The following is a 23,680-nucleotide window of genomic DNA, read 5'->3' as shown; positions in this document are numbered from 1 at the left end:
TTCATCACGCGTCCAACCACCAAGACCAGTAACCGAAGGGGAGCACTGAATGCCAGATACACTGATCAAGGTCGACCTTACGCAATCGGCCTACGACAACGACATGATTCACAACCGCTGGCATTCGGACATTCCCATGGTCGCATGGGTCAATCCCGGCGATGACTTCATCGTCGAGACCTATGACTGGACCGGCGGCTTCATCAAGAACAATGACAGCGCCGACGACGTGCGCGATATCGATCTGTCCATCGTGCATTTCCTGTCCGGTCCGATCGGCGTCAAGGGCGCCGAGCCCGGCGATCTGCTCGTGGTGGATCTGCTCGATGTCGGCCCGATGAAAGATTCGCTCTGGGGCTTCAACGGTTTCTTCTCAAAGAAGAACGGCGGCGGCTTCCTCACCGATCACTTCCCCGAAGCGCAGAAGTCGATCTGGGACTTCAAGGGCATGTACACCTCGTCACGCCACATCCCGGGGGTGAACTTCGCCGGTCTGATCCATCCTGGCCTGATCGGCTGTCTGCCCGATCCGAAGCTGCTCGCCACCTGGAACGAGCGCGAGACCGCACTGATCGCCACCAATCCGGAGCGCGTGCCTGGCCTCGCCAATCCGCCGTTCGGCCCGACCGCGCATATGGGCCGCATGAAGGGCGAAGCCCGCGACAAGGCTGCTGCCGAAGGCGCCCGCACCGTGCCACCGCGCGAACATGGCGGCAATTGCGACATCAAGGACCTGTCGCGCGGCTCCAAAATCTATTTCCCGGTCTATGTGCCCGGCGGCGGTCTCTCGATGGGCGACCTGCACTTCAGCCAGGGCGACGGTGAAATCACCTTCTGCGGCGCCATCGAGATGGCGGGCTGGCTGCACATCAAGGTCGATGTCATCAAGGACGGCGTGTCGAAATACGGCATCAAGAATCCGGTGTTCAAGCCGTCGCCGATGACGCCGAATTACAACGACTTCCTGATCTTCGAAGGCATCTCGGTGGATGAGGCCGGCAAGCAGCATTATCTCGACGTGCATATCGCCTATCGTCAGGCCTGTCTGAACGCCATCGAATATCTGAAGAAGTTCGGCTATTCCGGCGCGCAAGCCTATTCGATCCTCGGCACCGCGCCGGTGCAAGGCCACATCTCCGGGGTCGTCGACGTGCCCAATGCCTGCGCCACGCTCTGGCTGCCGACGCAGATTTTCGACTTCGATATCAATCCGTCGTCGGCCGGTCCCGTCAAACACATCAAGGGCGACATCCAGATGCCGCTCTCGCCGGATAAGTAACGCGGTCAACTCGGCTGCGGGGTAGTGTCACGACCCCGCAGCCACTTTTTCTGATGTGCGAACGAGAGCGAAGCGCCATGCCGGTCTATGAATATCTCTGCGACAATTGCGGCCCCTTTACCGACATGCGGCCCATGGCGGAATGCGACGATCCGCAGGACTGTCCGCATTGCGCGACACGGGCACCACGCGTGATCCTGACGGCGCCCGCCTTTTTCTGTATGCCCTCCGACAAGCGCAAGGCCCACGCCACCAACGAGCGCAGCCGCAATGCGCCGAAGACATCGGCGGAGTACAAGGCCGCGCATGGAGCCGGCTGCGGTTGCTGTTCCGGCAAGAAGCCGTCGCGATTGGTCAAGAAGACGGCAACCGGCGCCAAGAGCTTCCCGACCGCGCGGCCATGGATGATCAGCCACTGACGGTGCCGGCGACTTCATCCGCCCCACGCCGTCATTCCGGGGCGCAGCCGGCCCTTGCCGGGTTCACGCCGATCCGCTGCGCGGCTCGACGCGCCCCGGAATGACGAGTTTGGGGAGCCATTCGGCGCTCCCGCGACATCGTAGTCTCAATGCGCTATCGTCCACTTCCGCGCGCCTCACTGCCGCGGGCAGACGGAGGCGCATGATGCGACACAATCCATTCGGCCACACCACGCGCGACGTCTCGGTCATCGGGCAGGGCACCTGGTATATCGACCACAGTGACCGGGCTGTGGCGGTCAGGGCGCTACGGGCCGGCCTCGATGCCGGCATGAGCCATATCGACACTGCCGAAATGTATGGTGACGCCGAGCTCGTGATTGCAGAGGCCATCGCCGACCGCCGCGACGACGTGTTTCTGGTCTCCAAGGTGTTGCCGAGCAACGCGTCGCGGAAGGGCACCATCGCCGCCTGCGAGCGCTCGCTGAAGCGGCTGGGGACCGACCGGCTCGATTGCTACCTGCTGCACTGGCGCGGTCAGGTTCCGCTTGCCGAGACTGTCGCGGCCTTCGGAGAGTTGAAGGCGGCCGGCAAGATTGCCTCCTGGGGTGTCAGCAACTTCGATGTCGACGATCTCAACGAACTGTCGAAACTCGCAGGCAAGGGCGCCATCGCCTGCAATCAGGTGCTCTATCATTTGCAGGAGCGCGCCATCGAACACCGCGTGATCCCGTGGTGCGAGAGCCACGGCGTCGCCGTCGTGGCCTATTCGCCGTTCGGTCATAATGATTTCCCGTCGACGCGCTCGCCGGGCGGCAAAATCCTGCAGCAGATCGCCGATGCCCATCAGGCCACGCCGCGTCAGGTGGCGCTGGCCTTCCTGACCCGCCGGCCATCGGTCTTCGCGATTCCGAAGGCGTCGTCAGCCGCTCATGCCGCGGACAATGCGGCGGCGAGCGCGTTGACGCTCAGCGCGGCCGAACTGGCCGACATCGAAAAGGTATTCCCGCGCGGCCGGGAGCCCTCTAGCCTGCCGATGCTGTAGGGGATGCGGTAAAATCGATGCTGCGCTGCACGCTGGCCGCTGATGTGTTGGCCGGCATAGGCTTTTTTGCCTGCCTGCATATCCGTGTCCTGATATCGGCAGTTGTCCCGGCCTCGTGATCGTCGTTTTGTGATCCTTGTTCGATTCGGCTCGCATGCACCGACGAGCCCGCATATTGGTCCCCGCTCGTGACAAGCCATGTTCCGCCGCCGAAGACTGCTGCCCCTGTATCGGCTCATCGCCATACCGACCGGCCGCTGCACGGCATTCTGATGATCATTTGCTCGACGGCGTTTCTGGCATCGTCGGACGCGATGGCGAAGTATCTGTCGCGCACGGGCATGCCATCGGTGGAGATCGCCTGGATCCGCTTCCTTGTGTTCGTCGTGATCCTGCTGCCGATCGTCCTGGCGCCAGCCTCGGGCAATCCGATGCGCTCGGCGCGGCCGCTGCTGCAGGTGTTTCGCGGGCTGGGCCTGTTATGTTCGTCGATCTTTTTCATCATGGCGCTCGGCTATCTCCCGATCGCGGAAGCGACGGCAACCGGCTTCATCTCGCCGCTGTTTGTCACCGGACTATCGGTTCTTTTCCTTGGCGAGAAAGTCGGCCTGCGCCGCTGGACTGCCACCATCGCCGGGCTCGTAGGCGTGCTGATCATCGTGCGGCCGGGCACTGCGGCGTTTCAGCCTGGCACCATCTTTCCGATTATTTCGGCACTGGGCTGGGCGACCGCATTGGTGCTGACGCGCAAAATCAGCGGTGCTGATCGTGCCATCACCACGATGGCGTTCTCGGCGATCACCGGCTTTCTCGTGCTCAGCGTCATCGTGCCGTTCTACTGGATCGCGCCGAGCTGGACGCAGATCGCGCTCGGCGTTGGTATTGGCGTCGCCGCTACTGTCGGCCACTGGATCGTGGTGCTCGCTTTTCGTTTCGCGGACGCGTCCGTGCTGGCGCCATTCTCCTATGTGCAACTGGTGTGGGTGACGCTGATTGGATTCTTCGTGTTTGGCGAAGCGCCCGATGCCGTCACTTTCGCCGGTGCTGCAATCATCATTGCCAGCGGCGTCTACACCGCACATCGCGAACGCGTGCGCCGCGCGCAGGTCACTGCACCCGCGGAACCTTATCCGAGCGCCTGATGACGAGCTGTTGATCGAACAGGTCGTCCCCACTGCCCGATTTTCCCCAAGCCATCGCGCTTGCGGTGGATACATCCGAATGTGTTGCATATCTTTCCGCAAACATGGACGATGATACGCGGGCATATTTCGGGCTTTATCGCGGCTTAAGAATAGTGTTCTTCCGTGCAATTTTTCCGTGAGTTTTAAACATTCCGAATATTGCACGCACTATGCTTTCGATATCGCGTCAGATGTTGGTATCTTTATGCTACGAGTCTGGAATTGCATCGAGTTGCAGCATGACTGGCGGCAGATCCTGCTGGCGGCAGCGGTGTGTTTTCTCACCAGCCTTGCTGCCGTCAACCTGTTCACGCGTGCGCGCACCGCATTGCCCGAGACGCGCCTTGCGTGGTTGATCACCGCAGGCGCGGTCACCGGATTCGGCACATGGGCGACGCATTTCATCGCGATGCTCGCATACACGCCTGGTTTCGAACTTCGCTACGATCTCATCATCACCGCCTGTTCGCTCGTCGCCTCTGCAGTGATGACCACGGCCGGCTTCGCCATCGCGCTGTTTAATCCAACCAGACGAAACGCGCTGGCCGGCGGCGCGGTGATCGGCCTCGGCATCGCCTGCATGCACTATATGGGCATGGCGTCGCTGCGCATTCCCGCCATCATCCAGTGGATGCCTGACCTCGTCACGGCGTCGGTTGTCGGCGGCATGGTGATTGGCGCGTTGGCGCTCCTCGTCGCACAGGCCGCCGACCGGCCGGGCAAGCTGCTCGTTGCGGCACTGCTTTTGACGCTCGCGATCTGCGTACATCACTTCGTTGCCATGGGCGCGATCAATCTGACCTATGACGCCGCAGCCGCTGAGAACCAAAGTCTGCTGTCGCCGATCGAACTGTCGCTGGCCATCGCGGCCTTCACCGCCGCCGTGGTGATCGCGGGCCTCGTCATTGCCGTAACAGATCAGCGCACCCGTCGCAGCATGAGCAAGCGCAATCTGCAGCTCGATGCGGCGCTCAACAATATGGAGCAGGGGCTATGCATGTATAGCGCCGATGGCCTGCTCGAATTGTGGAACGAAAGTTACATGCGCATGTATCATATCCCGCCGGCGAAGATGTTTGCCGGCGCGACCGAGGATCAGGTGCTGGCGATGCGCGCGGCAACTGGCACGCTCTTCGTCGATATGGATAGTTATGAGATGAAGATGCGGGCGGCGCTCGCGGATCGTGTGCCGAGCAGCCAGAGCGCCGAGTTGCCGGATGGACGCACCATCAACCTGCGCTACCGGCCGATGAAGAATGGCGGCTGGGTCGTGACCCATGCCGACATCACCGACCGCAAGCTCAGCGAGGCGAGGATCGTGCATCTCGCGCGGCATGATCCGATCACCGATCTGCCCAATCGTGTTGCCTTCAATGAACATCTGACCCGCGTCTTCAGCGAGGCCTCGGCGGGACACGGTTCGTTCGCCATCGCGCGGATCGATATCGATCGCTTCAGAGAGACGAATGATGTATACGGCCAGGCTAGCGGCGATGCCGTGTTGGCCGAGCTGGCGAAGCGGCTGGCGCAAGCCTGCAACGGTGCATTTCTGGCGCGGCCGAGTGGCGACATCTTCTCGATCGTGTCTCATCTCGGTGCGGATTCGCAAACAGCGGAAGACTTCTGCGCGCGGTTGTCGGGCATTCTCGATAATACGTTTCAGATCGACGGCCAGCATATCAATGTTCGCTGCAGTATTGGCATTTCCGTCTATCCGCAGGATGGCCAGAATATCGAAGCTCTCATTGCGCATGCGGATCTGGCGCTCTATCGCGCCAAGGCGGAGGAGGGCGGGGCCATCCGCTTTTTCGAACCCGCAATGGATCAGCACATTCGCGAGAAGCGGCTGTTGCAACGTGATCTCGTGGTTGCGATCGAGAACAAGCAATTCCAGCTCTATTTTCAGCCGCAGGCGACTGCCGAGGGTGCTGTCGTTGCCTTTGAGGTTCTGCTGCGCTGGCGGCATCCCGAGCGCGGCATCATCTCGCCGACGATCTTCATTCCGCTGGCAGAGGAGACCGGCCTGATTGGCGCTATCGACGAATGGGTCGTGCGGGAAGCCTGCCGCGAGGCGGCGACCTGGGTTAATCCGCTGTCGATCGCCATCAACCTGTCGCCGGTCAATTTCCAGCGCGGCGATGTACCCGGGATGCTCGCCGCCATTCTGGCGGAGACCGGTCTCAGCCCGAAGCGTGTCGAGATCGAGATCACCGAGGGCGTGCTGATTGACGACTTTGCTGGTGCCATCGCGATCCTGCACGCCATCAAGGAACTGGGCGTTCGCGTGGCCATGGACGATTTCGGTACGGGTTATTCGAGCCTGAGCTATCTGCAGGCTTTCCCCTTCGACAAGATCAAGATCGATCAGACCTTTGTGGCCAAGATCGAGGACAATCCGCAGTCCGCGGCTATTGTCCACGCCATCATCGGGCTCGGCCGCTCGCTGAAGCTCCCGGTGATTGCCGAGGGCGTTGAGACCATTGCCCAAATGTCGTTTCTTGCGAGTGAAGGCTGTGCGGAAATCCAGGGCTTCCTGATCGGCCGGCCACAGCCGATTGCGCATTATCAAAGCGTCGTGGCCAATCCCGGCGGCGGCATTGCAGCGAAGCGCGCCAGCTGACGCATTTGATAGTCTAAAGCCGCACTTTTCGTAGTTCTGTGATGATTGGATATGGTTGAGATCTTCTCATCCATTGATAACGCAGTGCTGTGCGAAGCACCCAGGCTACAATTCTCGTCAAATGAACCGAAACCCACCCGCGCATTCGTGATTGATCGTGAAGTCCCGTCCAGGTTGTTGAGTCCGATTTCAACAATACTTGGATGTTGCTTTGCACCTAAGTTGTGCCGGTCACGGAAAGTGACGCGACGAATAAACGAGTGTTCGTTTCCAGCGCGTGGAGACGCGCGATCGGCCTCACTGCCGTCGAGGCTGATGCCACGGGTCTTGGAGCTATCTTCCCATGTATGAGATGAGTTCGTCTAAGCCGTTTGCGGGCGACAGAATTGCAAGCGGCTCTGAGTTTTGCGGCGCTGAGTACACAAGCGCAACGGAAGCTCTTGGACTGCAGGTCTTCTGCCCACATCCATTGTTATCGGACATCGTCGAAGACATCTGGGATTGGGATCTTCCCGATGGCTCCGCTGCACAGAGCATGACGGTACAATTGGCTCCCAGCGCCTATGGCGTTCTGGTGATGCAGTATCGCGCTCCCCTGAGCGCTGACTGGACCTTCGGCAGCGAAAAAGTCATGCGCGTCTGCCAGCGGCATGTCGCGGTGAAGATGCGGACCGGCATTGTGACGGTGCGTCCGGTCGGTCCGATCGGCGCTGTCATCATTCGCGTCAAGCCGGAGGCGTCGGAGCGGATCAGTCAGTTGCCGTTCTCCGAATTTCGCGATCAGAAGATCGAGCTGTGTCACATCTTTCGCAAAAGCGCATTGATGCAGATCGAGCGGGACCTTGCGCAGGCTCCGGACGCCGAGGCGCGGGTCGCGCTCGTGGAGGAATTCTTGCTGCGCCATATGCGTCCGGCGCGGCCACCCAGCCTGCTGGCTCAGGCGGCATCCAGCCTGCGGTTTGATCCATCGATATCTGTGAGCGATCTGGCGACCCATCTGGATATCAGCGTCCGGCATTTGTCGCGTGGCTTCAAGGCGGCATTCGGCGTCGGTCCCAAGCAGTTCGCGCGCCTCGTGCGCGTGGAGAAAGCGGTCGCAGCCCGGCGCGAAGGTTGTGGCTGGAGCGATATCGCGCAGTCCTGCGGCTTCGCCGATCAGGCGCATTTGATCCATGACTTCCAGGCGATCATCGGCACTGCTCCCGAAGAAATTTTCCATCCACCTGGAATGAAAACGGTCCGGCCTCCGAATTCATCGCGGGGCCGGCTGTTCTTCAATCTGTTCGTCGATTAGCCCCATGCTTCTTTATATGCTGATCGCGACTCTGCTGCACTGCGTGGGCATTTTGCGCCTGCAAGGCATCGGTATTCGTGCGTCGTCCTATATCGAAGCGACTCGCCGATTGAGAAGGAGAGGTGCCATGAAGGCAAGAGTCGTGCGGTTACCTGAGGCCGTCGTTGGTTGCGGCAAGGATCTCCATTGGTTTGAGACTACGCCGGGAGATCTGATCGCCCTGCGGATCCATAGCCGGGATGTGGCCGGCGCGTTCACCATTGTCGAGGCACGCGTGTTGCCGCTCAGCGGACCACCGATGCACATCCACAAGGAGCGTGACGAGATCTTCGAGGTGCTCACGGGCGTCTTCCGTTTTCAATGCGGCGATGATGTCTTCGACATTTCCGCGGGCAGGACCGTTGTGGTGCCGCGCGGCGTGCCGCATGCCTGGGTCAATCTCGGATCGCACCCGGCGCGATTGCTGTTTTCCTTCGTTCCAGGCGGCATTGACGATCTGTTCGAGCAGATCGGCAAGACGCCGCCGGACCAATGGGCCGCGCTCGCAGCGCTGCACGATAGTTTCATTACCGGACCGCCGATCGTGATCGAGGGCGCGTCGGAACCATGTCGCGGAACCAAGACGACCAATGTCACCTTCCTGGTGCCGCGGTCATCGTGAGCCCGGCTGGGGGCCGGCGGCGTCGCCTCATACTGTCTTACACCGGCAGTGCGATCGAATACTTCACCTGGCTGAGGGCGAAGCTGGATTCGATCGAGGCGATGCCGTCGAGCCGCGTCAGCTTGTTCTTCAGGAATGCCTCATAGGACGACAGATCCGCCGCGACGACGCGCAAGAGATAGTCGCGGTTGCCGGTCATCAGATAGCACTCCAGTACTTCCTCCCATTTCGAGATCGCCTTCGCAAAACGGTTGAGGTCTTCCTCCTTCTGCCTGACAAGCTTGATGGAGATGAAGACGCTGACTGGCAGCCCGATCGATTTCTGATCGACCAGGGCCATGTAGCGGGTGATGACGCCGCGTTCTTCCAGCAATTTTACCCTGCGATGGCACGGCGAGATCGATAGCCCGACTTTGTCGGCGAGCTCCTGCATGGTGATGCGACTGTCGATCTGGAGCGCGGCGAGAATCTTGCGGTCGATTGCGTCGAGGGCTGACATTGGGAAAATTCCATGAAATTGGAGCCAGAACCATTCGTTTATCCCAATATGGCCGTGGTTGTCGCGTTGAATTGAGAAAATCCCGTGAGGCTGCCTGCTAGAATGGCGACCTCATCACGAACCAGCACAACAGCTGGCCGACGCGGGAGTCCATCATGCCGATCGATCACAATCGCCTGCAGACCCTGACCGCATTGGCGCGCAAGGTACTCTGGCTCTCGTCATGGACCATCCATAACGCCAACCACATCCGCCCCAATGCCGATGGTCTCAAGGTCGGCGGTCATCAGGCCTCAAGCGCCTCGCTCGCGACCATCATGTCGGCGCTGTATTTCTCCGTGCTGAAGCCGGAGGATCGCGTCGCGGTGAAGCCGCATGCGAGCCCGGTGTTCCATGCCATCCAGTATCTGTTCGGCAACCAGACGCGCGAGAAGCTGGAAAACTTCCGCGGCTTCAAGGGCGCGCAGAGCTATCCGTCGCGCACCAAGGATATCGACGATGTCGATTTCTCCACCGGTTCGGTCGGCCTCGGCGTCGCGCAGACATTATTCTCGTCATTGGTGCAGGACTACGTCTTGGCGCATGGCTGGATGAAGGATCGCCGCGAGGGGCGCATGATTGCGCTGGTCGGCGATGCCGAGATGGACGAGGGCAATATCTTCGAGGCGCTGCTGGAAGGCTGGAAGCACGGACTGCGCAACACCTGGTGGGTCGTCGACTACAACCGCCAGAGCCTCGACGCAGTCGTTCGCGAAGGCCTGTGGGAGAAGTTCGAATCCATGTTCCGCAATTTTGGCTGGGACGTGGTGATCGTGAAGTATGGCCGCCTGATGCAGACGGCCTTTGCCGAGCCCGGCGGTGCCGCGTTGAAGACCTGGATCGACAATTGTCCGAACCAGATCTATTCGGCGCTGTGTTTTCAGGGCGGCGCGGCGTTCCGCAAGCGGCTCAATGACGAGATCGGCGATCAAGGACCGGTGTCGCGCCTGATCGAGGCGCGCAGCGACGACGAATTGCTGGCGTTGATGTCGAATCTCGGCGGCCACGACATGGCCAGTATGGTCGAGGCCTTCGAGGCGATCGATCACGACCGTCCGGTCTGCTTCATCGCCTACACCATCAAGGGCATCGGCCTGCCGTTCCAGGGCCACAAGGACAACCACGCCGGCCTGATGACGCCGACGCAGATGGAGACCTGGCGCGCGGCGCAGAACATCCGGCCTGGTTATGAGTGGGACAAGTATGAAGGTTTGACACAGGACGCGGCGACGCTGGATGCGTTCCTGAAGGATGTGCCCTTCGTGCAGCAGGGCACGCGGCGCCTGAGCGCGCCTGCGATCGATGTCCCCGCGCATCTGTCGTTCAAGCCGTCGCCGGAAATGTCCACGCAACAGGGCTTCGGCCTGGTGCTGCACGAGCTGGCGCGGGGCGATACCGAACTGGCGTCGCGCATCGTGACCGCGTCGCCCGATGTCACCGTGTCCACCAATCTTGGCGCCTGGGTCAATCGCCGCGGGCTGTTCGCGCGCGCCGAGAAGGCCGATCACTTCCGCAGCGAGAAGATTCCGTCGACCTTCAACTGGGACTTCTCGCCGAAGGGCCAGCATCTCGAACTCGGCATTGCCGAGGCGAACCTGTTCATCCTGATGTCGGCCCTGGGCCTGTCGAGCAGCATCAATGGCGTCCGCCTGCTGCCGGTCGCGACGCTGTACGATCCCTTCATTGAACGCGGTCTCGATCAGCTCAACTATGCCTGTTATCAGGATGCCCGCTTCATGGTGGCTGCGACGCCGTCGGGCATCACGCTGGCACCGGAAGGTGGTGCACATCAGTCGATCGCAACGCCGCTGATCGGCATGGCGCAGGATGGGCTCGCCTCGTTCGAACCGGCTTTCGTCGACGAACTCGCTGTGATTATGGGCTGGGGCTTCCAGCACATGCAGCGCGACGCGGGCACCGATGAGGCCGGGCAACGCATGGGCGGTTCGGTCTATCTGCGGCTCTCCACGCGCACCATCGAACAGCCGCAGCGCATGATGACGCCGGAGCTGCGAGAGGGCATCACCGATGGCGCCTACTGGCTGCGCAGGCCCGGCGCCAATTGCGATCTGGTGATCGCCTATACCGGCACGCTGGCGCCGGAGGCGATCGAGGCAACGGGATTGCTCGGCGACAGCCATCGCGACATCGGCCTCTTGGCGATCACCTCGGCCGACCGTCTCCATGCCGGCTGGACATCGGCGCGGAAAATCCGGCGCGACAGGCGTAACCCGCAGCATCTGAGCCACATCGAGAAGCTGCTGCAGCCGCTACCGCGCGATTGCGGTATTGTCACCGTGCTCGACGGTCATCCGGCGACACTTGGCTGGATCGGCAGCGTGTGCGGTCACCGTATGGAAGCGCTGGGCGTCGACCAGTTCGGCCAGACCGGCACGATCGACGACCTCTATCGCCATCACGGCATCGACGCGAATGCGATCGTCGATGCGGCGGAGGAGCTGAGCGGCATTCCGGTCCTGCACCGGAAGATGGCGGTGTAGTTCTTCTGCTCCCCATGGGAAGAGGCAGGGCGGATGCGCTGACCTCTCCCATGTCGTCCCCGCGTAGGCGGGGACCCATACACGCTGGAGAGCTGGTCAAAGCAACGTAGATGTAATTCCGCTGCTTATCTTTCGCGGACCGTGGTTATGGGTCCCCGCCTTCGCGGGGACGACACCTGAGTTTTGGTCTCGTCTCAAAATGCCTTGAACGTGATGATCGTGTGGGTGTCCTGGATGCCCGGGATGGTTTGCACCTTCTCGTTCACGAAATGGCCGATGTCGGTGGCGTTATCGACGTAGAACTTCACCAGCAGGTCGTAATGCCCGGCCGTGGAATAGATCTCCGAGGCGATTTCGGCTTCGGCCAGCGCGTTGGCGACGGCATAGGACTGGCCAAGCTTGCACTTGAACTGGACAAAGAAGGGGACCATCGGGATTCTCCGGAAACGGGCGATTTTAGAGATCATCAAGCCCAAAACAGGGGGCGGCGCAAGCCGCCAGCATGTCGCCACCTTGTCGGTCCGGCAATAGAGGGCTAGGACTGAGGCGCCCGCTTATCCCTTGATCTCGCGCGAGTTTTTCCGATGCCCACACCCATTGCCCTGACCATTGCCGGGTCGGATTCCTCAGGTGGCGCCGGCATCCAGGCAGACCTCAAGACCTTTGCGGCGCTCGGCGTCTACGGCGCCTCGGTGATCTCCGCGCTGACAGCGCAGAACACCAAGGGCGTCACCGGCATTCATCAGGTGCCCGCGGAGTTCGTCAGTGAGCAGATCAATGCCGTGTTTGTCGACCTTGCCGTCGGCGCGGTGAAGATCGGCATGGTCGCGCAGCGCGATGTGATTGAGGCCATCTCCGCCGGCCTCGCGACATGGCAGCCGAAACATGTGGTGCTCGATCCGGTGATGGTCGCCACATCAGGCGATCGCCTGCTGGCGCCGGATGCCATCGCGGCGCTGCGCAGCACGCTGATCCCGCTGGCGCAGATCATCACGCCGAACCTGCCGGAGGCCGCCGCACTGCTCGACGAGCCGATGGCAGAGGGCGATGCTGCGATCGAGGCGCAGGGCAAGCGTCTGCTCGCGCTCGGCTGCAAAGCTGTGCTGATCAAGGGCGGCCACGGGACCGGCCCGGAGAGCACCGATTATTTTATCACCGCAGACCGCACTATTGCCTTGCCGGCAGCGCGCGTGTCCACGAAGAACACCCATGGCACCGGCTGCACGCTGTCATCAGCGATCGCGGCCGGCCTCGCCAAGGGGCAGGACATGGAAGCCGCCGTGCGCGCGGCGAAAGCCTATGTCACGGCTGCGATCGCTGCGGCGGATCGTTTTACGGTCGGCCACGGCCACGGCCCGGTGCACCACTTCCACGCCTCTTACTGATCCCGTCACGTCGCCCGCGCCGGGCCTCAGGCCGCCTTGGCGTGAGCGGTCGGCGTTTCGCGCAGGGTGACAAAGAACTGTTTCACCTGTTCGGCGAGATCGCCAGCGGCCGAGGAGACGTTGCCGGAGGCGCTGAACACGCCATCGGCCGAGCGGTTGGTTTCGCTGATCGCCACGTTGACTGCCGAGATGTTGGACGCCAGCATCTGGGTGCCGGATGCGGCCATCTGCACGTTCTGGGAAATTTCGCGCGTCGCTGCGCCCTGCTGCTCCATGGCGCTGGCGATTGCGGTGGTGACCTCGTCGATCTCACGCATGGCCAGTGCAATCTCCTTGACCGAGGCCACGGCCGTCGTGGTTGTAGCCTGAATACCGGCGATCTGCTGTGCGATCTCGTCCGTTGCCTTCGCGGTCTGGCTGGCCAGTGATTTGACCTCGGATGCGACGACGGCGAAGCCGCGGCCGGATTCGCCGGCGCGGGCTGCCTCGATGGTGGCATTGAGCGCCAGCAGGTTGGTCTGTGCGGCGATGGCCTGGATCAGGTCTACCACGGATCCGATCCGCTGGGCGGCCTCGGCGAGGCCTTCGATCTCCGATTCGGAACGGCTGGTCGTGGCGCCCGCCGTTGTGACGGTCAATGTCGCGCGCTCGATCTGGCGGCCGATCTCCATGATCGAACTCGTCAACTCCTCTGCTGCTGAAGCGACGGTCTGAACGTTGGTTGCCGTTTCCTCCGATGCACCTGCTGCAGAAATAGCCTGCTGCGCGGCGTCGCTGGCAATCCCCGTCAGAGACTGTGCGGTGTGCTTGAGTGTGCCGGCATTCTCGTCCACCGTCGCCAGCAATCCGTTGGCGGTGACGCGGAAGCTCTCAACGGTGCGTTCGATGTGACGATTGCGCGCCTCGCGCTCAGCCACTTCGAGCGCAATGCCTTTCGCGGCTTCCTGCTGGGCAATGACATTGTCGCGGAACTTGGCGACGGCGCCGGCGACCGTGCCGATCTCGTCGGCACGCCGCGCGGTGTCGAACGACGCGGTGGTATCGCCGCCCGACAGGCGCACGGAATCTCTCACCAGCTCGATCATCGGTTTGACGATTCCGAACCGGCCGATCAGGAATCCCGACGCCAGTCCGAACAGCACGCCGATTATCGTTGCCAGTATCAGCAGCCGCGAGGTCGTGACATATTCCTCCGCTGCGGCCTGTGTGTAGAGATCCACGCGATCGAGCAGGCGGTTCGAGACGGCGCGCATCGCGGTCCGCACTTTCTCCGCAGCCTCGCGGCCCTTCACGGCGGCCTCACGCAGCCGATTGGTCTGCTCGTCGAGCTGTACATCGGTGGCGGCGCTGGCGAGCTTGATGGTAGTTTCCAGGTTGTTCCTGTACGCTGCGAGTGCTTCGTTCACGGCCGGCAACATGGCGCGTGTCTGCTCGTCGCGGGTTTCCTGGATGTTGGCGATGCCGGCTTCCAGCGACTTCAACTGCGCCTCGATATCCTGTTTGGTTTGCGCGACGTTCTGCGGCCGGGGGTCCAGCGCAAGACGGAATTCGGCGCGATTGAGCCCGATGACTTCCTGGTTCGCGCGTGCGCCCGTCAAGGCGCGCTTCGACGCCTTGCTCATATTGGTCGCGCCTTCATCGAGCCTGGCCATCGCACTGATGCCGAGCCAGCTCAGACCGATGGAGATCGACGCCATCAGGCCGACAATTGCGAGGATTTTGGTGAGTACGTTGAAACGGGCGAGAAACGTCACGAGCGCCTCCAGGTGTTGGCTGAGGATGGCATGCCCGTTTGGTGTCGCGGACATCGATCACGCTGACTTTGGCAGCGGGAGATTAATCTTCGATGAAACCGAAAGTAGTGTGGTTTTACGCGGCATCTTGTGGTGGTGGTATGCTTCTGCGCATCGCCTTTGTGTGCAGCCTGGCAATGCTGAAGGCGTATTTCACACCGGCCGCTGCGCCTTCCGATTACGCACGGGCAGCTTGATAGTGGCGGAGATTCAGGTCAGCAAAGCGCGTGCGCCAATAGGATAGTCCGCCGGGATAAATGCCAGCGGCTGCGCTTGCCGCGTTATCCTCAGCCATCGCCGTCAAGCTGCTAAAAACATCTCCCACCGAAGCGCCTGGGGCCCTTGCAGAGGCTTCCTGCGACACTCTGTCGTCGATCTGTCATCCCGGCTTGATATCAGCCGAACAGCAAACGGGTTGTCCGATTCTATGGGACACGCTGGACGGAACCTCCGATGACGACGCTGGATCTGGAAAAATCCATTGTTGAAACAGCCTATGCGCGCTGGGCTCCGATCTATGATGCGGTGTGCGGTCCGGTGATGCTGAAGGGCCGTCGCGCCGCTGCCGAAGCCGCGCGTGCTGTGGGCGGCAAGGTGCTTGAAGTCGGTGTCGGCACCGGCCTGTCATTCGATGACTACGATACGAGCACCGAGATTACCGGCATCGATCTTAGTGCACCCATGCTCGCCAAGGCGCGCGCCAGGATGGCAACGGGCCGCTATCCGTGGGTCAAGGGCGTCCAGGAGATGGACGCGCATGCGATGACCTTCGCCGACGCCACGTTTGACTGTGTCGTCGCGCAGTTCGTGATCACACTCGTCGAGAATCCCGAACAGGTGCTGTCGGAGTGCCACCGCGTGGTGAAGCCGGGCGGCCGCATCATTCTCGTCAATCATCTGTATTCGGAGACGGGTCTGGCAGCTGCCGTGGAGCGCTGGGCCGCCGTGAAGACCCGTTCCCTCGGCCTGCGCCCGGAATTTCCGTTCGCGCGGCTGCAGGCGTGGTCGCAAGCGAATGCTGAATCGATCCTCGTCGAACGCCGCAAGGTGGCGCCGTTCGGTATCTATACATTGGTAACTTTCGAACGAACCGCGGCGGCACTGGCGGCGTAAATCGTCATCGCCGTGTCATGCAAATCAGTTAGCTGCTCGACATGGAAAGAGACGTGATGAGTGAAGGCAACGAAAAGCGCTTTCGCACCTTGTTTATCTCCGACGTCCACCTCGGCGCCCGCGGATCGCAGGCTGACCGGTTGCTGGACTTCCTCCGCACTCACGACGCTGACACCATCTATCTCGTTGGCGATATCGTTGATGGCTGGGCGCTGAAATCTGGCTGGCACTGGCCGCAATCCCATAACGACTTCGTCCAGAAGATGCTCCGCAAAGCGCGCAAGGGCGCCAAGGTCGTTTACATTCCCGGCAATCACGACGAATTCCTGCGCAATTATTACGGTACGCATTTCGGCGGCATCGAGGTTGTCGAGACCGCGACGCATGAAGGCGCGGACGGCAAGAAATACCTCGTCATCCATGGCGATATCTTCGACCTCGTGGTGCAGAACGCGCGCTGGCTCGCCCATCTCGGTGACAAGGCCTACGACCTCGCAATCCAGATGAATCGTCTGGTCAATGCGCTGCGTAAGCTGTTCGGCTTCCCTTACTGGTCGCTGTCGAAATGGGCCAAGATGAAGGTGAAGAACGCCGTCAATTATATCGGCGCGTTCGAAGAGACGCTGGCCGGCGAGGCCCGGCGTCACGGCGCTGACGGCGTGATCTGCGGTCATATCCACTACGCGACGATCCGCGACGAGCATGGCATCCGCTACATGAATTGCGGCGATTGGGTCGAAAGCTGCACCGCGCTGGTAGAACATGAAGATGGCCGCTTCGAGATCATCACCTGGACTGATCCGGTTCGCCGCGGCATGCCGGTGCAGGCGCTCGCACCAGCCAAGGCAGCTTGAAGGATGCCGGCCTGATGCGCATTCTCGTCGCCACTGATGCCTGGCATCCCCAAGTCAACGGCGTCGTGCGGACACTGACGATGATGGCAGAGGCGGCGAAGGGCTTTGGCGTCGATGTGAGTTTCCTCACGCCGGAATCGTTTCGCACCGTTGCACTGCCGAGCTACGCGGATTTGCGTGTTGCGATCCCGAGCCGCCGCAAGATCGCGCAACTGATCGACGACGCGAAGCCCGACAACATCCACATCGCGACAGAAGGCCCGATCGGCTTTTCGGTGCGCGCTTATTGCCGCCGCCGGAGCATTCCGTTCACGACCAGTTTCCATACGCGCTTCCCCGAATATATCTCGGCGCGTTTTCCGATTCCGGAGTCATGGGTGTGGGCAGGCCTGCGCCGATTCCATGGCGCGAGCTCCGCGGTGATGGCAGCAACGCCGGCGCTTGCGACTGAACTGCGCGACCGCGGCTTCCGCAATGTCGTGCTGTGGCCGCGCGGCGTCGATGCCAGTCTGTTTCATCCGCGCCATGTCGATCTCGGCAAGCCGAAGCCGATTTTCCTCTCGGTTGGCCGCGTCGCCGTCGAGAAGAATCTCGAAGCCTTCCTTGATCTCGATCTGCCGGGTACGAAGGTCGTGGTCGGCGACGGCCCGGCCCGTGCCGCGCTCGAAGCGAAATATCCCGATGCGCTGTTCATGGGCGCGTTGCAGGGCGAGGCGCTGGCCGTTGCCTATGCTTCGGCCGATGTCTTCGTGTTTCCGAGCAAGACCGACACCTATGGTCTCGTGTTGCTCGAAGCGCTGGCGAGCGGCGTGCCGGTGGCAGCGTTCCCGGTGACGGGGCCGAAGGACGTAATCGGCTCCTCGCCGGTCGGAGTGTTGTCGGATGACTTGCGGCAGGCCTGTCTCAAGGCGCTCGAAATCTCGCCGCAGGAATGTCTCAGCTTTGCCGCAGGCCACACCTGGGAGGCCTCGGCGCGTGCTTTCGTCAGCAATATCAGCCATGTGCGGGCTGAAATCGCCGCCCGTGCACCGTCTGCAGCGAAGCATCCGCGTTTCGCTGCCTGATCTGCGATTGGTATAGCTTGCCCGCCGGTTGTGTCGCGCGATAAAATGCGCGCATGACAAACACTCCATTGCCGATCACATCCGCCGATATCGATGCCGCCGCGCGCGTTATCGCGCCCTATGCGGCGCGCACGCCCTTGCTCCGTTCACCTGCGCTCGATGCGCTGACCGGCGCGAAAGTGTTTCTGAAGCCGGAAGTGCTGCAGCGAACCGGTTCGTTCAAGTTTCGCGGCGCCTTCAACAAGATCTCCTCGATCCCCGAGGGTGAGCGCGGAAGGGGCGTCGTTGCATTCTCCTCCGGGAATCATGCGCAGGGCGTTGCCGCCGCCGCGCAGATTCTCGGCATGAAGGCGACCATCGTGATGCCGTCCGATGCGCCGGTGTCGAAGGTCGAGCGAACCAGGGGCTATGGCGCCGAAGTCGTGTTGTATGATCGCGACAAGGAAGACCGCGAAGCCATCGCGGGCGACATCGCCGGCAAGAGCGGCGCCACGGTCGTGCCGCCCTATGACGATGTGTTCGTAATGGCCGGGCAGGGCACCATCGGCCGCGAGATCGTGGAGGACATGGCTGCCATGGGGATCGTGCCGGACATAGTGTCTGCACAGGCCTCCGGCGGCGGCCTGATCGGCGGCATCGCGACCGCCGTGAAGGCGCGTTTCCCCGAGACCTCGATCATCGTCGCTGAACCCGCGGGCTTTGACGATCACGGCCTCTCATTGCGCGCCGGCAAGCGCGTCGCGCACAGCAATGCGGGGCGTACGATCTGCGATGCGCTCATGGCCCTGAAGCCCGGTGAAATCACCTTCGCCGTCAATCAGCATCTGCTGTCGGGCGCTGTCACCGCCACTGACGATGAAGTCGGCAAGGCGATGGCCTTTGCGTTCCGCGATTTGAAGCTGGTGGTCGAGCCCGGCGGTGCCGTGGCACTGGCTGCGCTGATGAACGGACGTTTCGATGCGCGCGGCAAGACTGTGGTGATCGTTTTGTCCGGCGGCAACGTCGATGCAGATCTCTACGCCAGGATCATCAACGCCTGAGCAGGACGGAAGCGCCTACGAGAAGAATGCGATCTTCTCGGCCTGCGTCATCTTGCGGATCGGCATCAGCGGGTCCGATGCCGGCGCACTCGGATCCGCGATTACGCCGCCGGCGATCAGGGCTGCGCCCAGCGACGGCGCGGCAGCTTCCACCTGAGGGACCAGGTCTGGCTGCGGCGGCTCGGGTGCCAGCGCGACCTCTGCGATCTGCGCCAGCGTCATCAGGTCGGTGTCGAGAGCTTCGGGCTCGGTTGGCTGAACAGCGGCAGCTTCGACCTGCATCACCTCAGGCTCAACGTATTGAGGCTCGGCAAGCTGAGGCTCAATAACGTCAGGGTCGCTCAGATCGAGCGCGCCCATCTCGGCGGCGACCATATCGAGCACGGCGAGGTCATGTTCCTCCTCGGCATCGCCCGTCGTTTCAGGCGCCTGCGGGAGATCGTCTGCGGCGACGGCCAGGGAGGCCTCAGCCTTTGTCGCGGCAAGCTCCGCGGTGGCTTCTGCGACAGGCGCGGCTGTTTCGGCGACGGTCTCTACGACGACCGTCTCTACACGGGCCGGCTGTACAGCGGCGCGCGGCGGTTCGACGCTCGAGATCGTGACCGTCTCAGCCAGCACTTCGCTCGCCTGCGACTTGAACAGCGGCGTCACGGATGCTTCGCGTGTCTCGGCAACAACGGGCTCGGGCTTTTCAGCAACCGGAGTCGTTTCGGCCTGCGCAGTCGTCGCTACGCTGCCATCGACCATCTGCTCGATGTGCTGCATCAGCAAGTCGTAGCTCGCCAGCACCTCCTCACGCCCATTGCCGTTGAGCGCCTGCTGGCCGGCCTCGATGGCCTTGACCTGCGTGTCCAGGAGATCGCAGATTCGCGTGTCTGCGCCGCATTCACGCAGCGTCCAGGCGATCTCGCGGATAATGCGGGTGCCGTTGCGGGCACCGGTCAAAACCTCATCGGTGTCGATGCGTGGCATCGCCTCGATGGCGGTCGCCTTGGCCTGACGGACGGCTGAGCGGATGGCGCCGAGGGCCGCGACCAGGCTGAGCGCCGGCGCCTGCTTCTGGGCGGCGAGATTGGCTTCGAGCCGCGTGACGGCTTCGAGCACCAGGCTGGTGTCGGCCGTGCGGTTGCGCTTGGCATATTCGGCGAGAAACCAGCGGCCGCGCGCGGTCTCCATGAAAGCTTCGCGGATCGCGTCATAGTCTGCCTCGCCCGGCACATTGGGGCGGGCGGAGATCGGCGACAGGGCAAATGCTTCTTCGGCCATCATGATAACTCGTGGCGCGCACAGGGATGCGCGATATGTAACCATCACCACGATCCCGTAGCGAATCGCAGTTCACCTCATGATAGCCGAATCCGCCACCCATAGCGCCCCGCAAATCCGCCGCAAATTCGCGCAGCGGCTGGCGATGTTCTACGGCACGGTGTTCGGCTCCAGCGGTTTCTATCTGCCGTTCTTTCCGGTCTGGCTGAAGGCGATCGGGATCGATCCGACCTGGATCGGCGCCATCCTGGCGGTGCCGTCGATGACGCGCTTCACCACGCTGCCTTTCATCACCGCCTTCGCCGAGCGGCGTCACGCCCTGCGCCAGACCATGATCGCCTGCGCCTTCCTCACCATGATCGGCTTCGCGGTGGTCGGCACGCTGCGCGAGCCACTCGTCGTGCTCCTGGTGTTCGCGCTGACTGCAGTGGTGTGGACACCGCTCACGGCGCTGACCGATGGCTATGCGCTCAAGGGCGTGGTGCGCTTCGGCTTCGATTACGGGCCATTGCGACTATGGGGCTCGGCCGCCTTCGTGGTTGGTGCGCTTGCCTGCGGTCTGGTGGTCAACTGGCTCGACGGTGAGCATCTGATCTGGGTGATTGTTGCAGCGATGGTGCTGTCGGCTGTCGTCAGCCTGGGTCTGCAGCCGCTTGGCGCGCCGACAGGCGACGGCACGGTGCTGTCGAAGGCAAGCGCGTTGCTGCGCGATCCCGGCTTTCTCGCCATAGCGATCTCCGCAGCGCTGATCCAGGGCAGCCATGCCGGCTACTACACCTTCGCGTCGATCACCTGGCAGGCGGCTGGGCTCGACGGCCTCACAATCGCTGGTCTATGGACGCTCGGCGTGCTGGCCGAGATTGTCCTGTTCGCAGTGTCGCCGCGCCTGACATTGGCACCTGCGACCATGGTCATCCTTGGTGGGCTTGGCGCGTTGCTGCGCTGGACGCTGACCGCGCAAACGCTTCCGCTCCCGATTCTCGTGGTTGTGCAATTGCTGCACGGCGCGACCTATGGCCTGACGCAGCTCGGCACAATGGGCCTGTTGCTGCATCACGTCTCGCCGCACGTCATGGCGCGCGCGCAGGGCTATGTCACGGCCTGCACCGGCCTTGTGATGAGCAGCATGGCAGTTCTGTCAGGCGCGATCTATGCGCGTTACGGCGAGGGCGTTTACTACGTGATGGCCGTGCTCGGCTTTGCTGGCGCGACCGTCATATGGTTCGGCCGGCATCGCGCCGGGCAGCCGCCGGGCGTTGCGGGCGATCAGCCCCACAGCGCCGCGTCGGGCGGATAGACCGTACTCTCGTCATAGCGCAGACCGCCGTCGCGATCCCCGGCCAGCAATAGCGGACCATCGAGATCGACGAAGCGTGCATATTGCGCAATCAGCATCGCCGGCGCCATCGCCAGCGACGTTGCCACCATGCAACCGACCATGATGTCGAGATTCATGGCACGCGCGGCATCGGCCATCGCCAGCGCTTCGGTCAGGCCGCCGGTCTTGTCGAGCTTGATGTTGATCGCATCATAACGCCCGCGTAACGCCTCAAGCGAAGCGAGGCCATGCACGCTCTCGTCGGCGCAGACCATGATCGGCCGATGCACATGCATCAGCGCATCATCCTTGCCTGCCGGCAGCGGCTGCTCGATCAGCGTGACGCCGGCGTTATGGCAGGCATCGAGATTGGCTTTCAGGTTGTCCGGCGTCCACGCCTCATTGGCATCGACGATCAACTCGGATTCCGGCGCAGCCCGGCGCACGGCCGTGATGCGGCTGATGTCGTCGTCACTGCCGAGCTTTATCTTCAGCAACGGCCGGTAGGCGGCCTTTGCGGTGGCGGAGGCCATCGCCTCGGGCGTACCAAGCGAGATTGTATAGGCGGTGGTGCAGGCGCGCGGTGCCGGCCGCTGCAGCATGTTCCAGACGCGCTGGCCCCGGCTCTTGGCTTCGAGGTCGAGCAGGGCGCAATCCACGGCGTTACGGGCCGCACCGGCAGGCATGGCCGATTGCAGGGCGTTTCGGTCGAGGCCCGCGGCAAACCGGTCCTGCATCGCCAGGATGGCCGCCAGCGTGGCCTCCGGGGTCTCGCCATAGCGCGCATAGGGGACGCATTCGCCACGGCCGGTCAAACCGCCGCGGTGAATCTCGGCGACCACGACGACCGCCTCGGTCTTGGCGCCGCGGCTGATGGTGAAGGCGCCTGCGATCGGCCATTGCTCGATCCGGGCGGTCATTAGGGCGGGGGCAGCGTCGGATGCGGACAATGCGGCGTCTTTCGGGCTGTGCCGGCAACGGCGGGTAATGACGTGTCTATAAGTTTACGTGATCGCCGTGAACTTGTTTGCGACGCAATGCCGGTGTCTGACAGGGCGGATTAAGGCTATATTAACCATAGCAACGTGTTGGCTTCACTTGGCTTCTCAAAAACGTATTTGGGCGTGTTAATACTTTGTTCATGCACAGACTGAACGCCCGCGGGAGCCTGTTTTGAGCGGCCCGACCCTGGAACAGATCGCGAAAGGCGACGGCTTGGCGCTGTGCGCGGCTGGGTCGTGGACGGCCCGTTTTGCCCCCGCGCTCGAAAAACTCGTCGGCGAGGCCGAGAAGCTGACGGGTAGCCGCCCCAACATCTTCATCGACGTGTCGCAGGTCTCCAAGCTGGATACATTCGGCGCCTGGCTGATCGAGCGGTTGCGTCGGGCGCTGACCAATGGCGGCCACGAGGCGCAGATCGCGGGCCTGTCGGCGAATTACGCGACCCTGGTCGACGAGGTCCGCCGCGTGAAGCCCACGGTCCCGTTACCGGCAAGCGGTAGCGCCCTGACTGCCGTGCTCGATGGCATCGGCCGCAATATCTATGGTATCGGGGAAACCCTCGTCGCGCTGGTCGATATGATTGGTGCCGTGATCGCGGCCTGGTTCCGCGTCTGGCGGCATCCGTCAAAATTCCGGCTCACCTCGGTGGTGCATCACCTGCAGCAGGTGTGCTGGAACGCGGTACCGATCGTGGTCCTGATCACCTTCCTGATCGGCTGTATCGTTGCCCAGCAGGGCCTGTTCCATTTTCGCCGCTTCGGCGCCGACGTCTTCGTGGTTGATATGCTCGGCGTGCTGGTGCTGCGCGAGCTCGGCGTGCTGCTAGTGGCGATCATGGTCGCCGGGCGTTCCGGCAGCGCATATACCGCCGAGCTCGGCTCCATGAAGATGCGCGAGGAGATCGATGCGCTTCGCACCATGGGCTTCGATGCCATCGAAGTTCTGATCCTGCCGCGCATGGTGGCGCTGGTGCTGGCGCTGCCCATTCTCGCATTTCTCGGCGCGATGGCTGCGCTCTACGGCGGCGGTCTGGTCGCCTGGCTCTATGGGGGCGTCGATCCATCGTCGTTCCTGTCGCGGCTGCGCGAGGCGATTTCGATCAACCACTTCATCGTCGGCATGGTGAAAGCGCCGGTGATGGCCATGGTGATCGGCATCGTGGCCTGCGTCGAAGGCCTGGCTGTGCAGGGCAGTGCGGAGTCGCTGGGACAGCACACCACGTCGTCTGTGGTGAAGGGGATCTTCTTCGTGATCGTGATGGACGGCGTGTTCGCGATCTTCTTCGCATCGATCGGGATCTGACG

20 protein-coding genes are annotated in these 23,680 nt (G+C 62.3%); 15 read left to right on the top strand and 5 right to left on the bottom strand.

The genetic code is table 11. The annotated features are described in order from the left end of the window. Positions 1-49: 49 nt before the first annotated feature. The 7 genes from fmdA to AB8A27_RS17175 all read left to right on the top strand — a co-directional run bounded on the left by fmdA (position 50) and on the right by AB8A27_RS17175 (position 8,502). On the top strand, positions 50-1,279 hold the full coding sequence (gene fmdA, locus AB8A27_RS17205) for a formamidase (RefSeq protein ID WP_441242941.1): 1,230 nt from the start codon (positions 50-52) through the stop codon (positions 1,277-1,279). A 77-nt stretch (positions 1,280-1,356) separates the two neighbouring features. After that, positions 1,357-1,698, top strand: a complete 342-nt coding sequence (locus AB8A27_RS17200) for an FmdB family zinc ribbon protein (protein ID WP_441242940.1) — start codon at positions 1,357-1,359, stop codon at positions 1,696-1,698. Between the two features lie 205 nt (positions 1,699-1,903). Then, complete coding sequence (locus AB8A27_RS17195; RefSeq protein ID WP_441244940.1) at positions 1,904-2,743, top strand: aldo/keto reductase; 840 nt, start codon at positions 1,904-1,906, stop codon at positions 2,741-2,743. A 188-nt stretch (positions 2,744-2,931) separates the two neighbouring features. Then, on the top strand, positions 2,932-3,885 hold the full coding sequence (locus AB8A27_RS17190) for a DMT family transporter (protein ID WP_441242939.1): 954 nt from the start codon (positions 2,932-2,934) through the stop codon (positions 3,883-3,885). 247 nt (positions 3,886-4,132) lie between these two features. Beyond that, positions 4,133-6,547, top strand: a complete 2,415-nt coding sequence (locus tag AB8A27_RS17185) for a bifunctional diguanylate cyclase/phosphodiesterase (RefSeq protein WP_441242938.1) — start codon at positions 4,133-4,135, stop codon at positions 6,545-6,547. Positions 6,548-7,082: 535 nt separating this feature from the next. Continuing rightward, positions 7,083-7,841, top strand: coding sequence for a helix-turn-helix domain-containing protein (locus AB8A27_RS17180; RefSeq protein ID WP_441242937.1), 759 nt, complete (start codon positions 7,083-7,085; stop codon positions 7,839-7,841). Positions 7,842-7,968: 127 nt separating this feature from the next. Then, on the top strand, positions 7,969-8,502 hold the full coding sequence (locus AB8A27_RS17175; protein ID WP_092147099.1) for a cupin domain-containing protein: 534 nt from the start codon (positions 7,969-7,971) through the stop codon (positions 8,500-8,502). Positions 8,503-8,539: 37 nt separating this feature from the next. Here the strand turns inward: AB8A27_RS17175 and AB8A27_RS17170 are convergent, their stop codons facing one another. Further along, entirely contained in the window at positions 8,540-9,001 is a 462-nt protein-coding gene (locus tag AB8A27_RS17170; RefSeq protein ID WP_441242936.1) for an Lrp/AsnC family transcriptional regulator, read from the bottom strand. A 155-nt stretch (positions 9,002-9,156) separates the two neighbouring features. On the opposite strand from AB8A27_RS17170, the gene AB8A27_RS17165 reads away from it, so the two are divergent. Further along, the gene (locus tag AB8A27_RS17165) at positions 9,157-11,541 is read left to right on the top strand and encodes a transketolase (protein WP_441242935.1); all 2,385 of its coding nucleotides are present in this window, start codon (positions 9,157-9,159) and stop codon (positions 11,539-11,541) included. Between the two features lie 194 nt (positions 11,542-11,735). Here the strand turns inward: AB8A27_RS17165 and AB8A27_RS17160 are convergent, their stop codons facing one another. Then, the gene (locus AB8A27_RS17160) at positions 11,736-11,972 is read right to left on the bottom strand and encodes an Lrp/AsnC ligand binding domain-containing protein (RefSeq protein ID WP_068735543.1); all 237 of its coding nucleotides are present in this window, start codon (positions 11,970-11,972) and stop codon (positions 11,736-11,738) included. Positions 11,973-12,125: 153 nt separating this feature from the next. Here AB8A27_RS17160 and thiD point away from each other — a divergent pair, with 153 nt between their 5' ends. Then, a complete protein-coding gene (gene thiD / locus AB8A27_RS17155) occupies positions 12,126-12,926 on the top strand; it encodes a bifunctional hydroxymethylpyrimidine kinase/phosphomethylpyrimidine kinase (RefSeq protein WP_441242934.1) in 801 nt (266 codons plus the stop codon). A gap of 26 nt (positions 12,927-12,952) precedes the next feature. Here thiD and AB8A27_RS17150 read toward each other — a convergent pair whose 3' ends face one another. Continuing rightward, positions 12,953-14,680: a methyl-accepting chemotaxis protein gene (locus AB8A27_RS17150; RefSeq protein ID WP_441242933.1), complete on the bottom strand. Its 1,728-nt coding sequence runs from the start codon at positions 14,678-14,680 to the stop codon at positions 12,953-12,955. Positions 14,681-15,172: 492 nt separating this feature from the next. Here AB8A27_RS17150 and AB8A27_RS17145 point away from each other — a divergent pair, with 492 nt between their 5' ends. The 4 genes from AB8A27_RS17145 to AB8A27_RS17130 are packed head-to-tail and all read left to right on the top strand — an operon-like array spanning position 15,173 to position 18,790. Further along, positions 15,173-15,832 (top strand): class I SAM-dependent methyltransferase, encoded by a 660-nt coding sequence (locus tag AB8A27_RS17145; RefSeq protein WP_441242932.1) that lies wholly within the window; start codon positions 15,173-15,175, stop codon positions 15,830-15,832. 56 nt (positions 15,833-15,888) lie between these two features. Then, positions 15,889-16,686, top strand: a complete 798-nt coding sequence (locus tag AB8A27_RS17140) for a UDP-2,3-diacylglucosamine diphosphatase (protein ID WP_441242931.1) — start codon at positions 15,889-15,891, stop codon at positions 16,684-16,686. Between the two features lie 14 nt (positions 16,687-16,700). Further along, complete coding sequence (locus AB8A27_RS17135) at positions 16,701-17,750, top strand: glycosyltransferase family 4 protein (RefSeq protein ID WP_441242930.1); 1,050 nt, start codon at positions 16,701-16,703, stop codon at positions 17,748-17,750. A 53-nt stretch (positions 17,751-17,803) separates the two neighbouring features. Then, positions 17,804-18,790: a threonine ammonia-lyase gene (locus tag AB8A27_RS17130; RefSeq protein ID WP_441242929.1), complete on the top strand. Its 987-nt coding sequence runs from the start codon at positions 17,804-17,806 to the stop codon at positions 18,788-18,790. Between the two features lie 15 nt (positions 18,791-18,805). On the opposite strand, the gene AB8A27_RS17125 is transcribed toward AB8A27_RS17130, so the two are convergent. Then, positions 18,806-20,059: a hypothetical protein gene (locus tag AB8A27_RS17125; RefSeq protein ID WP_441242928.1), complete on the bottom strand. Its 1,254-nt coding sequence runs from the start codon at positions 20,057-20,059 to the stop codon at positions 18,806-18,808. A 76-nt stretch (positions 20,060-20,135) separates the two neighbouring features. Between AB8A27_RS17125 and AB8A27_RS17120 the strand changes: the two genes are divergently transcribed. Then, the gene (locus tag AB8A27_RS17120) at positions 20,136-21,353 is read left to right on the top strand and encodes an MFS transporter (protein WP_441242927.1); all 1,218 of its coding nucleotides are present in this window, start codon (positions 20,136-20,138) and stop codon (positions 21,351-21,353) included. Here AB8A27_RS17120 and dgcA read toward each other — a convergent pair. Further along, positions 21,323-22,294 (bottom strand): N-acetyl-D-Glu racemase DgcA, encoded by a 972-nt coding sequence (gene dgcA / locus AB8A27_RS17115; RefSeq protein ID WP_441244939.1) that lies wholly within the window; start codon positions 22,292-22,294, stop codon positions 21,323-21,325. The genes AB8A27_RS17120 and dgcA overlap by 31 nt on opposite strands. 253 nt (positions 22,295-22,547) lie before the next feature. Here dgcA and AB8A27_RS17110 point away from each other — a divergent pair, with 253 nt between their 5' ends. After that, positions 22,548-23,678, top strand: coding sequence for an MlaE family lipid ABC transporter permease subunit (locus AB8A27_RS17110; protein ID WP_441242926.1), 1,131 nt, complete (start codon positions 22,548-22,550; stop codon positions 23,676-23,678). Positions 23,679-23,680 lie beyond the last annotated feature (2 nt).

It is taken from the genome of Tardiphaga sp. 768_D3_N2_1 (assembly GCF_052076105.1).
Classification (GTDB): Bacteria; Pseudomonadota; Alphaproteobacteria; order Rhizobiales; family Xanthobacteraceae; genus Tardiphaga.
The sequence above is the reverse complement of the archived record's forward strand: the minus strand, read 5'-3'. Positions and strand labels throughout refer to the sequence as shown.